Origin of the sequence: Bradyrhizobium vignae (genome assembly GCF_004114425.1) — a bacterium.
GTDB lineage: Bacteria > Pseudomonadota > Alphaproteobacteria > Rhizobiales > Xanthobacteraceae > Bradyrhizobium > Bradyrhizobium vignae.
In genome coordinates, this window is sequence record NZ_RDQF01000053.1 from 43,341 (window position 1) to 55,528 (window position 12,188).

A 12,188-nucleotide genomic window follows, 5' to 3' on the forward strand; every position below is an offset into this window, starting at 1 on the left:
CATAGGCAACGGGTCGCCATCTTTCGAGAAGGTTTGCGCAATGAAGGAATTATACGAGGGTGACGCTTACGGAAAGAACAATCCGACATGGCACGAGGAGGATGCGCCGTGGAAGGCCAGTCACGTCGCGCAGATGATCCGGCGAAACAACATCCCAACCGAGCGCATATGCGAGATTGGCTGCGGCACGGGCGAGATCTTGCTGAACCTGGAAAGGACGTTTCCGGACGCGCGCTTATCGGGGTACGAAATCTCGCCCGATGCGTTCAGGCGCGCAGCGGCAAAAAGTACTCAACGTACAAAATTTCACTTGAGCAATCTTCTGGGCGAACACGATTTAGAATTCGACGTTATTCTCGCAATCGACGTGATCGAGCACGTTGAGGACTATATTTCATTCATAAAGCAGTTGCGTCGGTTTGGAACATTCAAGATCTTTCACATCCCGTTGGATCTCTCCGCGCAATCCATTTTGCGGGCTTGGCCGATTGCCGACCTCAGACGCAATGTCGGACATATTCACTACTTCTTCAAACAGTCGGCGTTGGCCACGCTCGAGGATTGCGGCTACACGATTGTCGATCATTGTTACACCGCCAGTCGGTTGGAATTGCCCAATCAGGCCTTCACAAGTCGTCTCATGCGACTGCCCCGCCGCCTGATGTTTGCGTTCAATGCGGATCTCGCGGTGCGTTTGCTAGGCGGCTACTCGCTGCTGGTCGTCGCAAAATGAGGACCGATCCCGCAAGTCTGCTGGGTTGCGGCCATAGGCTGAGCCCTGTGATCGGCCTCAGTTGGAAGCGATCGATCCTGAATTGGACCTTCGCTTATCCGCTGCAGCCAGCTCATCTGGCGCAATCAGCTTGCGCGGATAGGCGCGAAACAGCGCGCGGATAGTGACCCCAACAAAGTAACCGCCTTGCAAGATGGCTTGGGTGGCGAGGACGGCAAGCACGGTCTCAAGCCCGCCGAGGCGCTGATTGAGTGCCAGGAAGATCGTGACAAGCAGTACTAGCAAGACAAAGGGGAGCAATGCCCGAAATCGGAAGCGCAGCCCCAACACCGCTCCGAAAATTGCCAGTCCAATCGCCGCGTATTCCATTCCAGTGTCCTGCGATGCGCGAAGTCCCTTCGGAAGAGCTGAGCTGAACCAACGTCCTTGCGACCGGTTTCGTGCCCCTCACGCCGCTTGGGGCCGGAGTTCGACACCTTGCCTCGCCGCCCCACTGACGAACCCGTCAAGTTACGGAATCACCTGTGCGAGAACGTAAACTGGCAGTGTGGCAAGATCTTGTGGCGGCACTCACGGGGCGCCAAGCCAGTTTGGTGCATCCGAACAATAACTTAGGCCTGCTTGTCAGACCAAGCCCTGTGAAAGCCGCCGACGAGTCAGAATAGCAAGCGGAGCAACCAGATCAAGTTGGCGCATTCCCCGTCAACGGCTTTTTTCGGCACAGGGATTTGTGTTCCGACCGATGTCACCTTGGCAGGGTATTTGCAGCGTAAGCACCGTTGGTTTTCCAGCTTGAGGTCAATCATCCCGGTGAACGCGCTGGACCAAGGACTGGGGTGTCTTTCATCTTCCCTGGCTATTTGCCGCAGGTGTGCATGCGTATTGTACAATTGCTCAATCATACACGCCGGCTGAATGGTCATGTGCATGCCGCCGTGGACCTCGCCTGTGCACAGGTGAAACTCGGCCATCAAGTCGCAATGGTGAGCGGCGGCGGCGATTTTGATGCCCTGCTCGCGGAAAACAATGTCGAAACCATCCGCATCGGTTTGGAGCGTCGACCTAAGGAGCTGCTGCAGGCCACGCTGTCGCTCTATCGGCTGATGCGCGATTGGCGGGCAGAGGTGGTTCATGCCCATATGATGACCAGCGCCGTCCTTGCCTGGCCAATTTGCAAGTTGCTCGGAATCCCGCTCATCACGACCGTTCACAATGAATTCGAGCGAAGCGCAGTCCTCATGGGCCTCGGAGCGAGAGTGATCGCGGTTAGTGCAGCCGTCGGTAAGTCGATGCGAAGGCGAGGCATCCCACAGTCGAGGATCCGCGTGGTTCTGAATGGAACAATCGGTGCAGCGCGGTTCGAGCAAAAGGATCGCTCGCCAGCCTCGCTTCAATCACCGGCGATCGTGTTCGTTGGCGGACTGCATCCGCGAAAAGGGCTATCGGACCTCTTTTCCGCGTTCGATATGGTTTACGCTGCGCTCGGAGCAGGACGCTTATATATTGTCGGCGACGGTCCGCACCGCGAGCAATATGCCGTTCAGGTCAGCTCGATGGCATGCGCGTCGGCGGTGACCTTCTTGGGTGCTCAGGATAATCCTTTTCCGTTCCTGTCAGGAGCCGACATATTCGTGTTGCCGTCGCATGCTGATCCCGCTCCGCTGGTGCTGTCGGAAGCGCGGGAAGCTGGCTGCGCCATCGTCGCGACCGATGTCGACGGAATTCCTGAACTGCTTGAACAGGGGAAAGCAGGCCTTCTCGTTCCCGTGGGCAACCCGCAAAGACTTGCCGAAGTATTACGCTGTTTGCTCCAGGACCAACAAGCCGTGCTGGAATGGAAAAAGAAAAGTCAGTTCAATCTAGAGTTGCTTACAATCGAGCGGGTCGCTCGGCAAACGCTCGCGATTTACCAAGAGGCGTCCGGTCCCATTCATGCTCACGCCTGAAGCAAGCGATGTCAGTGACCCAGCTGAAGCGACGGCGTGCTCGAGAATAGAGGCCATCGATGCTGCTAGGCTCGCCGTCATCATCACCTGCTTCAACTACGAGGCTTACATTGAGCGAGCGATCAGAAGCGTCTTAGACCAGAACTGCGATGCCTGCGAACTCCTGGTGGTGGACGATGGCTCAACTGACGGCTCGTGGGAGACGATCACCCGCTGCGCGGTGACTGCATTCAAGATCGAAAACCGCGGGCAGCTAGGGGCCTGCCTGTTTGGGCTAGAGAAGACCCAAGCAAGATTCATCTTGTTCCTCGACGCCGATGATGAGCTCAAGCCAGGTTCACTGGCCAGAATCCTGGCCGAATTGGACGAGCGCGTTGCAAAACTGCAATTTGGTCTGACGCTCATCAATGCCGAAAGCAGGCCTATCGGATCGTTTTCGTCGCTCGAATCGTTTCGGGAGCGCGACCGATTGGTCAATGAGGTGCTCAGACGCGGCGTCTACAAGACGCCACCGACGTCTGGAAACGTGTTTCGTCGGGATGTCTGCGAACTGCTGCGCGAGGTGGACTATGACAAGGCCGTTGATGGAGTGATTTTGTTTGTTGCTCCTTTCTTTGGTGACGTCGTCAGTCTTTCCGAAGAGCTGGGAAACTACCGCGTCCACGGCCTAAACGATTCGCAGCTCGGTCAGCTTCCAAGCGCTTCGTTGCTACAGCGCGATATCAAGAGGTTTGTGGCGCGTACCGAGCACTTGCGCGCGATTCTCGCTCGAGTGGCTCCGGGCCGAAGATTGGTTGAGCCGCAAGGCGCCTTTTACTATCGCGAGCGAAGCTTCTGCCTCCAAATCGTATCGGGAAGCAGCTCACGCGCTTCGATGTTGCCGAAACTGATAGCGAGTGTTGGCTCTGAGCCTTTCCCAATCGTTCAAAAAATGGCACTGGTTGCTTTCTTTGTGCTTGCGGCCATGCTGCCTCGCGAACCAGCCAGAGCATTGATGGCCTACAGGTCTCGAAACCGGAGACGATCGGGACGTCTCCGCGTTGTTTCGCGGCGCTAGACAAGGCGCTGTCATGGGCCCGGTGGCGGCCGTTCTCGATGCCATTATTCAGGTCCTGGGACCCGTCGCCCCCCACGGGCCGAGCTATCGGTTCAACCCATCTACCCAACTAGATCACTAGATCATGGAAGCTGAAGAGTTGGCCGAGCACATTTCCGATCGCACCCTGCGGAAGGTTCGTTCCGTTGAAGCTGACGGAGTCTACGTAAAGATTGCGGTCGGTGTCAGGGGTGCCGTCCCAGCGGTCGTTGAGAAAGTGGACCAGGACAGTGTGATCGCCGGGTCCCCAATCCCCGTGCACCGCAATGGTCTCGGATTGACTTGCCGCATGCGATGCATGGGCCGTCAATGTCCCACCGACTTGGTTGCCATCGACCGAGATGGTGTAGAGCGCGTCTCCAAGATAGGCATCTTCGCTGATCTTGAACACGAGTTGATCCGGACCGGCGCCGATCGACGTTGATGAGCCGTTTTGTGTTTGTGAAGGCGTACTGGTCGAATTTGTCTGCGGTGGGGGCGTTATCACCGGCGTGGTCGTTTCGGCCGATGCACCATCGTGGAAGCTGAAGGTCTGTCCGAGTACGTTTCCGATGGCGCCTTGCGGAAGGTTCGCGCCGTTGAAGCTGACGGAGTCCACGTAAAGATTACGGTCGGTATCCGGGGCGCCATCCCAGCGGTCGTTAAGGAAGTGAACCAGGACGGTGTGATCGCCCGGTGCCCAATTGCCATGCACCGCGATCGTGTCGGATTGACCGCCCGCATGCGATGCATGGGCCGTCAATGTCCCGCCGACCTGGTTGCCATCGACCGAGATGGTGTAGAGCGCGTCTCCGAGATAGGCATCTTCGCTGATCTTGAAGATGAGTTGATCTGGACCGGCACCGATCGATGGTGATGAGCCGTCTTGTGTTTGTGAAGGCGTACCGGTTGGATTTGTCGGCGGTGGGGGCGTTATCACCGGCGTGGTCGTTTCGGCCGATGCACCATCGTGGAAGCTGAAGGTCTGTCCGAGTACGTTTCCGATGGCGCCTTGCGGAAGGTTCGTTCCGTTGAAGCCAACGGCGTCCACGTAAAGGTTGCGGTCGGTAGCCGGCGTGCCGTCCCAGCGGTCGTTAAGAAAGTGAACCAGGACGGTGTGATCGCCGGGTCCCCAATTCCCGTGCACCGCGATCGTGTCGGATTGACCGCCCGCATGCGATGCATGGGCCGTCAATGTGCCGCCGATCTGGTTGCCATCGACCGAGATGGTGTAGAGCGCGTCTCCAAGGTAGGCATCTTCGCTGATCTTGAAGACGAGTTGATCGGAACCGGCGCCGATCGATGTTGATGTCGGTGTTGCTTGGGGTGTGCTCGACGCAGTTACAGCGCCGTAGGTCCCGGCGTCATTACCCGCGGGAGATGAGACCGGCTCTAGAGAAACAGCTGTCGCCGATGGGTCGGCCGAATAAACGCGGATGTAATCGATCTTACTGGTGATAGGTATCCCCGCGAGGCTTGCGGGCTCTTGCGTAGCCAGATTCGCCAGAAGGTACATTGGCTGATGCATGTCGCTTGGCGTTGCGCGAGTCCCAACCAGCTGGCCATCGATATAGAAACTGATCTGCTCATTCTGCCAATTCACGCCATAGGTATGATAGCCAGCAGGATTTGGCAGTTCGCTATAGACCTGGAGCTGCGTCTGCCAGTTTTCATTCAACGCTCGGTCCGTTGTGTGAATGGTGCTGTATGCCCCTTTACTCCAGACGCCATAGTGCTCAACCACATCGAGTTCTTGCCACCGTCCGAGCCCATTCGGGTCGGGAAGAGTTTTCACGGGCAGCAGCCAAAATGCATCCCAAGCGCCTGGTAATGACGAGAACTCCGTCCGTATCTCGAAGTAACCGTACTGTTGTGAGAAAGTCCTCTGGGTTGTTATCAGTCCGGACTCCCAGCTCCCGGGAACTCCGAATGGAGTACGATCCGGAACAGCGGTAATCGCAAGCACTCCTTGGGAAACGGAGAAAGGATCGTATCCCGAGCTGGGGTCGACGAACGAGCTGGTGCCGAAGCCGACGTCGGACGCCGCATCGCCCAGCCATTCGGCCCTGGTGTCCGCCCACTTCGTGCCGGCGCCAGTAAGTGAAATGCTCCTGGAATTGAATTCATCGTCGAACGTCAGCTTGTAACCGCTAAGATCGATCATCGAAAATCTCCGCGAGTAAAGCCTTGAGCGGAACGAACGAATTATTTTGCGCGAGAAATGCTTCGAAGTTGCTGTAGCGAAAAGTGTGAGAGACTCGCTCGCGATGCGTTGATCGTTCGACGGCTCGGAGTATCAAACTTGCGTCAGTAGACAGTTCACACGTATCGGGCCGTCAGTGTCGGCATGTGAGGGCCCGACATACCGCCACGCCCTTCGAGACCAAGATTTAAAGGACCGGATCACCGCGATCTCTCTCGACTATACGCCCGTCAAGCCTGGAAGTGCATGGTGACGGAAGTGCATCCCTGCACCAATTTTAGGCGATTGCCCGGCGCGGACGCTGACCTCGCGGTCCTGCGTCAATCCTTTTGAATCACAATAGACGCAGAGCAGTGGGCTTGGGCCGAGCCAGTCAGTTGCGGTCCGCTGATACGCCTCAGAAGCCAGCCCGCCATGACTTCGGACCAAGGCACGCATGGCCAGGTCAGGTCGACTCTCCGCCAAGCAGAAGGCAGAACGCCCGCTCCGCTCAAGTCAGGCGATTCCATGGACTTACGATACGGTAAGCCTGCGCGTCCAGAGTTGCGGGTCGTGATTCGATTGTATGCGCAGAAAAGCGTATTGGTCGGAAGCTTCGTTGACGTTGAGAATGGCCGTACTCAGATTGTCGATAACCAAGATAGCTCTGCCTTCTCGTACAAGCAGAACCAGGTGGTGCTCTCCGGTTGTCCGAATGCCAACCTCCGCAAGAAGAAGAGACGAACTCGGCCAACCTGCTCGCAGCAGCAGATGGCGCTTTGTGACAGCGTAGTCCGCGCAGTTTCCCTCGCTGGGAAAGATCTGCCAGTCATAGTCATTGCGGCTTGCCGCCAACGCCTTCGGCATGATGCTGAAATTGACCATGGAATTGATCTGGTTGAGCTCTCGCCATCGCTGACTGCGAGAACGGAAATCTGTAATACGCAGATCGCCATGTTGCTGGCAATCTTCGGGATATCGGACGCAGAACAGAGCGAACGAAAGGGGAGCGGCGACTTGCTGTTCAAAACCGCAATAGGCCGGTTGGCCGCAAATCCAATAGATTATGGCAAGTGTGCTTGCAGCATATCTGATCATCGCTTGGTGCCTGACACCATCGCTCTATATTGCAGGCGCAAAAATGGGAACGCTATATCAATTATGGGGCAATTGATGCCTAGCCTTGAAGCGTCGCTGCCGCAGCCGTTTGCCGATCCAAGAACGCGGGTTGCGCGACGTGATCGCGAAGACGCAATCACGGCCTTAGAGAAAGGGGACAGACTTAACGTGTAAGAATTGGCTTCTCTGTCCAGAAAATTGCTTGGCGCACCGAGGGCCCCGACGCCATTTCGAGCAGCCGCCGGCCGTGCGCGATCGTTCCAATTCGTGGTGCCATCGCAGTAGCTGTTGGTTCCGCACAACGTACCCAGCTCATAAGCCGAGCGACAACATAGCTGCGATCAGCCAGAGACCCATGACGGCTAGCCTTGCTAGTTGCGCCGCATCAGCTTTCTAATGATAAGCGCAGCTTCGGCCTGAGTGAACCCTGGAAAGCAATTGTTCTGAAGCTCGATCGATGCAAGCAGAAGAGCGTCGTTCTCCGCCTCAACGATCAGCCTCGCCAGCAAGTCTTCAGATTCTGCCAACTTGCGCCCGTTATCACAGCCTTCAAGAAGATTGGCGACCCTCGCGCGTGGTGTCATACAAATTCCTCGTGAAAATTCACTCCGAAATCCCGGATCTCTCGAGGGTAAAATGACGTTTGATGCAATTGTTCAAGATAGTTATGGAAACGATAGCTGTATAACTCCGGTTTGCCGTCAAGCTTGACAAGTGCATTCCGCTCCCGATCGGAGAACCCCTTCTTGCTTGCGTAGGCCCTCACAGCGGTAGCTAAGAGCAGATGTATTTCAGGGCCGAGCCGGTCATCCGCGAGATACGATCTTGGTCATAGCCTGAGTTATACCGACGCGCGCGAGAGCGACGACCGAGATCCCGCAGACACCTCCAGCCACTTTGACCAGGCCATCCATGAGGTCACCATGTCTATCCGGAGTCAGCAGCTGCAGGGCTTCGAGGATGACTGCGCTGCCGACGACGATTACAGTTATGAGGATAATGCGATTCGAGTAGGCCAGCACGAACACGAGACCGAGGATGAAGAATGCGGCAAAGTGCTCGAAGTGACGGGGCGCAATCATGGGCCGATCGTGAATGGGAGCGAGCGTCACAAACGTGACGAGGGCGAGAGCCAACCAACCCGCGGCGAGAAAGAATTTGACCATGTCTGTTACGATCCAGAGTTCGTGTTCGGTGCAATGAGGCGAACGGCGCGAACATTTGGCCCTGTGTCGCAGCGGTTATCAACCGTATCGGATGATCAAAAGGTATGCAGGGGCCGCACGATCGATCGGCAGAGACCGTTTTAGGCGCGAGCCTGTATTTGCGTTCATCCGAGTGAACGAGTTGTGAGCGCCTGCTGCGGCGGAGTTCGCAGCGGTAGGCGGCTCCGAAGCTTGCAGGTGCGATGCCGCTACTCCGATGTTGCTTCGCATCCCGCTTTCGGAACTTCGATCAAGCGAACACATCTGTGAGCGCAAGCGAGAATCGAGAGTGCGCGGTCGGGAATATCGATCTGATCTTTCAGCGTGGCCGCCGCATCGGTGCGCTGACGAAGCGCTGGTGCCTGATCTCGCGCAGCAGCAATGTGCGTTTGGTTTGCGCGGCGTTGAGCAAGCCTTCGAACAGGACCAGGACCTCGCGCGCCTGGACGTAGACTTCAGTGGTGACGGCATCTTGATCAAAGCCCTAGGCGGCAAGCCGCGCTTCGATCTCGGTCGCAGCGACGGGATCAATGCGCCAGCTCAGGGCATTTTGCTGCGTGTAGTATTCGGCCTGGTGTTCGAAGTCGGGATCGATCCCGACCATGTCGATGCGCCGTAGCGCCGCTTCGATCGACTTTTGACGATAGGTCTCGAGCAATTTGTGCCGCAACATGCGGTAGCGCTGGATCTCCCAGGACAGTTCGGCGATGTCGATGGCGAGCAGCCATTCGATGGCAGACCGGGGGCCGCGCCGAGGTTGGCGAGGACGGCTGCGGCGCCGGCCGCGCTGTCGATCGGACCATGGACCGGGCTCGCCGCCCACAGTTCCTGCGCGAGCGGCAGTGGCGCGATCTGCAGGTTCGCCCACCACGGCCGTTCGTTGCCGTGCCGATGCAACAAACAGCAGGTGCGCCTTGCTGAGCTTGCGGGGTGGCTCCTTGGGATGAGCGAGCCCGGCCTCGGGTAGCGCCGGGCTCAAAGTTGTGCCCCTAAAGAACCGGAATATTGGCTCTGTAACAGAAGGATGGGCGCGCTGGTCGGATGAGATGAGGCGTAGGCAGGGGGCATCGTTCCAAGACCGAAGCATCACGCGTCGCACCTGCAAGGAGAGGGTCGATCCAGCCACAACCGGATCACCTCATCAACATCGGGATAGGCGAGCGGTTGGTTTTCCAACCGACGCCGGAAAGCCTCGCCAATGGCGTTGAGCCGGGCACGACACTTGCTTTCTCGGCCGGCTCGGGCGAGCGGCGTGCCCTTGATGAGCTCATAAAATTCCGCGTCCCCAAAGCAAAAAAACTTGCGGGGACCATTCCGAGCCGCCCGAAATGGGGATTTACGCCCTTGGCATCGATGGCCATCCATCAGGGGATTCGCACAACGTTGCTTAAGGCAAACAATGACTCGCCGAACGCGCCATGCGATTCCAATACACCCTTATTTGTGCGGGAGCGTCCATTTCTAACACGCGGTGGCGCTGGTTGTTTGTGTGCGGGCGAAGACGATGCCGATCCATGAGCCCGAACGAAATCTGCGATGAAGGACTGTTCGGAGTGCGGCGACCTTCGGTCGAACCAGCACGGGGCGCGCTCGAAGTCGGAGGTGATGCTGAGGTAACAGGATGCGCCTAAGCCGGTATCTGGCCCCGCTTGCAGCCACCGAGCCGAACGGCTCGGGTAACGTTTTCGCAGGATCGGCGACGTAGGATGTAGCTTTACTCGCCGACAGGCCCGCCGTGGGATTGCCCATGACCTCACATTGCGACGATGAATTGACAAGTATCTCGCGAGACATTGCAGCCAAGCAACTCAGCATTGAAAACCAAGCCATCTTGATTGAGGTGCTTGAACAGGACGGACACGACATGGTTGAGGAGAGAAGCAGGCTCGCCAAGGAGCGATCCAACCTGGCAAGGCAGATCGCGCGACAACTCAGGCTGCTACAGACGCGATGCACATTGGACGAATGAGTTCGTTGCGGGCAGCACAGAATGATCGAGCGTCGAAAGCGTGAGCGTATCGAGGTGGACGAGGTCGCCTACGTGTTCGGCGACGGCGCCAGTTTGCGTTGTCGCGTGGTCAACATGTCGGATCAAGGCGCAGCAATCGAGCTTCCGTCGAAGCGATACGTGAATTCCACATTCAAGCTGATGCTTGAAAAAGATCGCAGCATTCGAAGTTGCCGATTGATCTGGTCGAGTGGCAATCTGATCGGCGTTGCGTTCGAGAGCTCTAGTAACCCTGCGTGAGCAGGCATGATCTGTGCTGTCGCTGGGAGGAATCGGCGATGTCCAACAATAGACTGGAAATACGTCCGTGGTCGCCCGAGGAAGAGGCGCATCTCCGTGCGCTCATCGAAAGCGGTATGACTGCAACCGAGATCGGCCGGCAGTTAGGCCGAACTCGTTTGGCGGTTTACGGTCGATTGCAGCGCTTCCGTAAACAGGACGGTCGCGTAAGCCGCACCAGCGGGCGCGTTTTCCCGCAATGGGCCGGTTAGTCAAGCCCGAGCCAGGCTGCTAAGTCGGTGCTGGACGACGCTGGTGCACCGCAGACGATTGTGGCAGGATAATACGGCATGCGTTGCGCCATGCCTGTGCTTCCCTCTGGATCGAAAACGGCCACAACCCGAAGCAGATCCAGCGCCTAATGGGGCATAGCTCGATCAAGGGTATTTGACGTCTACGGGCACTTTCTTTCAAACGCTGACGCGGATCAACGCGCCGCCGAAGCACTTCAGGCCCGATTGCTCGGGAGCTAATTTGATGGATTGGTTTAAGTCTCGGTTTCGGCAAAGCAAGGTAATCGCCCCCTCCTGGCCGTTGCATCTCGATGCCAGCTCCGAAGCTGCATTATCTGTGGCTCTTCAAAGCTTACCCGTCGGCGCGAGCGGATGGATTAGCAAGAGCGAGGCGGCCCAACTCTACTCAACCAGCGATGTTGCCTTCGATGAATGGGACAGCGCGGGCATACTCGCTCTTTCCGAATTCGCGGCTTACGAAGAGCACCGCTGCGATTTTCGCTTGGAGTCCGATCGCGTGATCTTCACTCGCACGTGAGCGCCACGCCAGCGCAACACCAAGGAGCTAAGCATGCCCTGACCCGCGATGGCACCAAGACGTTCCAGCGGGTCGTTGTTCATCTTCGCATCGAATGTCAGGCGTACGCATACGACGAAGGCCGCCTGATTGACGCATGCGCGCGAGCACGGCGAGTTCTACGATGGCGTTGCGTGAAGGGTCAGGCGGCTTGCTGATTGGCGGACTTGCCGGCTTGGTGCAGGAGCTTCCATTTCCAGGGCAGCAGTTCGCGCAGACGCGAGGTGGGAAGATCAGCGATCCGGGCGAGGACGTCGGCGAGCCAAGCCTTGGGATCGACGTCGTTGAGGCGACAGGTCGTGATCATCGTCAGCATGATAGCTGCACGATCGGCGCCACGCTGGCTGCCAGCGAAGGTCCAGTTGCGCCTTCCCAAGGCAATGCCTCTCAATGCACGCTCAGCGCAATTGTTGGTCAAGCAGATCCTGCCATCGTCGAGGAAGCGGACGAAGTCGTCCCAGCGCTTAAGCATGTAGTTCATGGGCTTCAGGACCTCGGCGGAGCGCGAGAGGCTTTCTCGCTCGCGGAGCAGCCAGTCGTGCATGTCGTCGAGCAGCGGCTTGCTCCGCTCCTGGCGCACGGCACGCCGCTCGTCGGCGCTACGGCCGTTGATGGCGCGCTCGATCTCGAACAACGCATCCAGACGCCTGACCGCCTCCAGCGCGATCGGAGAGACCGGTTTGCCCTTGCCTTCCCGGGCGGCTTTCTCGATGTCAGCCAGCTCGAAGAATCCCCACCGCGCATGGGCCAGGCAAAATGCCGGCGTGATCGGCATTGCTTTCCTTTTTGGGTCGAACAACGGCTCGAAGCCGCCATAGCAATCCGCCTGCA

15 protein-coding genes are annotated in these 12,188 nt (G+C 57.7%); 9 read left to right on the forward strand and 6 right to left on the reverse strand.

Going from position 1 to position 12,188, the window contains the following annotated elements; translation table 11 throughout:
• Nucleotides 1-40: 40 nt before the first annotated feature.
• Nucleotides 41-733 (forward strand): class I SAM-dependent methyltransferase, encoded by a 693-nt coding sequence (locus tag EAV90_RS31120; protein ID WP_122404990.1) that lies wholly within the window; start codon nucleotides 41-43, stop codon nucleotides 731-733.
• 57 nt (nucleotides 734-790) lie between these two features.
• On the opposite strand, the gene EAV90_RS31125 is transcribed toward EAV90_RS31120, so the two are convergent.
• On the reverse strand, nucleotides 791-1,102 hold the full coding sequence (locus EAV90_RS31125; protein ID WP_129145633.1) for a hypothetical protein: 312 nt from the start codon (nucleotides 1,100-1,102) through the stop codon (nucleotides 791-793).
• Nucleotides 1,103-1,608: 506 nt separating this feature from the next.
• Between EAV90_RS31125 and EAV90_RS31130 the strand changes: the two genes are divergently transcribed.
• Together EAV90_RS31130 and EAV90_RS31135 are read left to right on the forward strand one after the other, a co-directional pair.
• On the forward strand, nucleotides 1,609-2,679 hold the full coding sequence (locus EAV90_RS31130; protein WP_129145646.1) for a glycosyltransferase family 4 protein: 1,071 nt from the start codon (nucleotides 1,609-1,611) through the stop codon (nucleotides 2,677-2,679).
• The gene (locus EAV90_RS31135) at nucleotides 2,666-3,736 is read left to right on the forward strand and encodes a glycosyltransferase family 2 protein (protein WP_129145634.1); all 1,071 of its coding nucleotides are present in this window, start codon (nucleotides 2,666-2,668) and stop codon (nucleotides 3,734-3,736) included. Before EAV90_RS31130 ends, EAV90_RS31135 begins: the two co-directional genes overlap by 14 nt.
• Before the next feature lie 109 nt (nucleotides 3,737-3,845).
• Here the strand turns inward: EAV90_RS31135 and EAV90_RS40935 are convergent, their stop codons facing one another.
• From EAV90_RS40935 to EAV90_RS31160, 4 genes are all read right to left on the reverse strand, one after another.
• Entirely contained in the window at nucleotides 3,846-5,918 is a 2,073-nt protein-coding gene (locus EAV90_RS40935) for a carbohydrate-binding domain-containing protein (RefSeq protein WP_245509665.1), read from the reverse strand.
• A gap of 552 nt (nucleotides 5,919-6,470) precedes the next feature.
• Complete coding sequence (locus EAV90_RS31150) at nucleotides 6,471-7,034, reverse strand: transglutaminase-like cysteine peptidase (protein WP_129145635.1); 564 nt, start codon at nucleotides 7,032-7,034, stop codon at nucleotides 6,471-6,473.
• Nucleotides 7,035-7,426: 392 nt separating this feature from the next.
• Nucleotides 7,427-7,639, reverse strand: a complete 213-nt coding sequence (locus EAV90_RS31155) for a hypothetical protein (RefSeq protein WP_129145636.1) — start codon at nucleotides 7,637-7,639, stop codon at nucleotides 7,427-7,429.
• Between the two features lie 222 nt (nucleotides 7,640-7,861).
• Nucleotides 7,862-8,221, reverse strand: a complete 360-nt coding sequence (locus EAV90_RS31160) for a VanZ family protein (RefSeq protein ID WP_129145637.1) — start codon at nucleotides 8,219-8,221, stop codon at nucleotides 7,862-7,864.
• Between the two features lie 397 nt (nucleotides 8,222-8,618).
• Here EAV90_RS31160 and EAV90_RS39790 point away from each other — a divergent pair, with 397 nt between their 5' ends.
• From EAV90_RS39790 to EAV90_RS31200, 6 genes are all read left to right on the forward strand, one after another.
• Nucleotides 8,619-8,879, forward strand: a complete 261-nt coding sequence (locus tag EAV90_RS39790) for a hypothetical protein (protein ID WP_164937183.1) — start codon at nucleotides 8,619-8,621, stop codon at nucleotides 8,877-8,879.
• Between the two features lie 545 nt (nucleotides 8,880-9,424).
• Nucleotides 9,425-9,778, forward strand: coding sequence for a hypothetical protein (locus tag EAV90_RS31175; protein ID WP_129145638.1), 354 nt, complete (start codon nucleotides 9,425-9,427; stop codon nucleotides 9,776-9,778).
• Nucleotides 9,779-10,250: 472 nt separating this feature from the next.
• Complete coding sequence (locus tag EAV90_RS31185) at nucleotides 10,251-10,508, forward strand: PilZ domain-containing protein (protein WP_129145639.1); 258 nt, start codon at nucleotides 10,251-10,253, stop codon at nucleotides 10,506-10,508.
• A 38-nt stretch (nucleotides 10,509-10,546) separates the two neighbouring features.
• Complete coding sequence (locus EAV90_RS31190) at nucleotides 10,547-10,759, forward strand: GcrA family cell cycle regulator (RefSeq protein WP_129145640.1); 213 nt, start codon at nucleotides 10,547-10,549, stop codon at nucleotides 10,757-10,759.
• Nucleotides 10,760-10,830: 71 nt separating this feature from the next.
• Complete coding sequence (locus EAV90_RS40940; protein WP_376707335.1) at nucleotides 10,831-10,938, forward strand: tyrosine-type recombinase/integrase; 108 nt, start codon at nucleotides 10,831-10,833, stop codon at nucleotides 10,936-10,938.
• Between the two features lie 86 nt (nucleotides 10,939-11,024).
• Complete coding sequence (locus EAV90_RS31200; RefSeq protein WP_129145641.1) at nucleotides 11,025-11,318, forward strand: hypothetical protein; 294 nt, start codon at nucleotides 11,025-11,027, stop codon at nucleotides 11,316-11,318.
• A 181-nt stretch (nucleotides 11,319-11,499) separates the two neighbouring features.
• Here EAV90_RS31200 and tnpC read toward each other — a convergent pair.
• Nucleotides 11,500-12,188 (reverse strand): IS66 family transposase (gene tnpC, locus EAV90_RS31205; protein ID WP_129145642.1); only part of this gene is annotated, 689 nt, incomplete at its 5' end.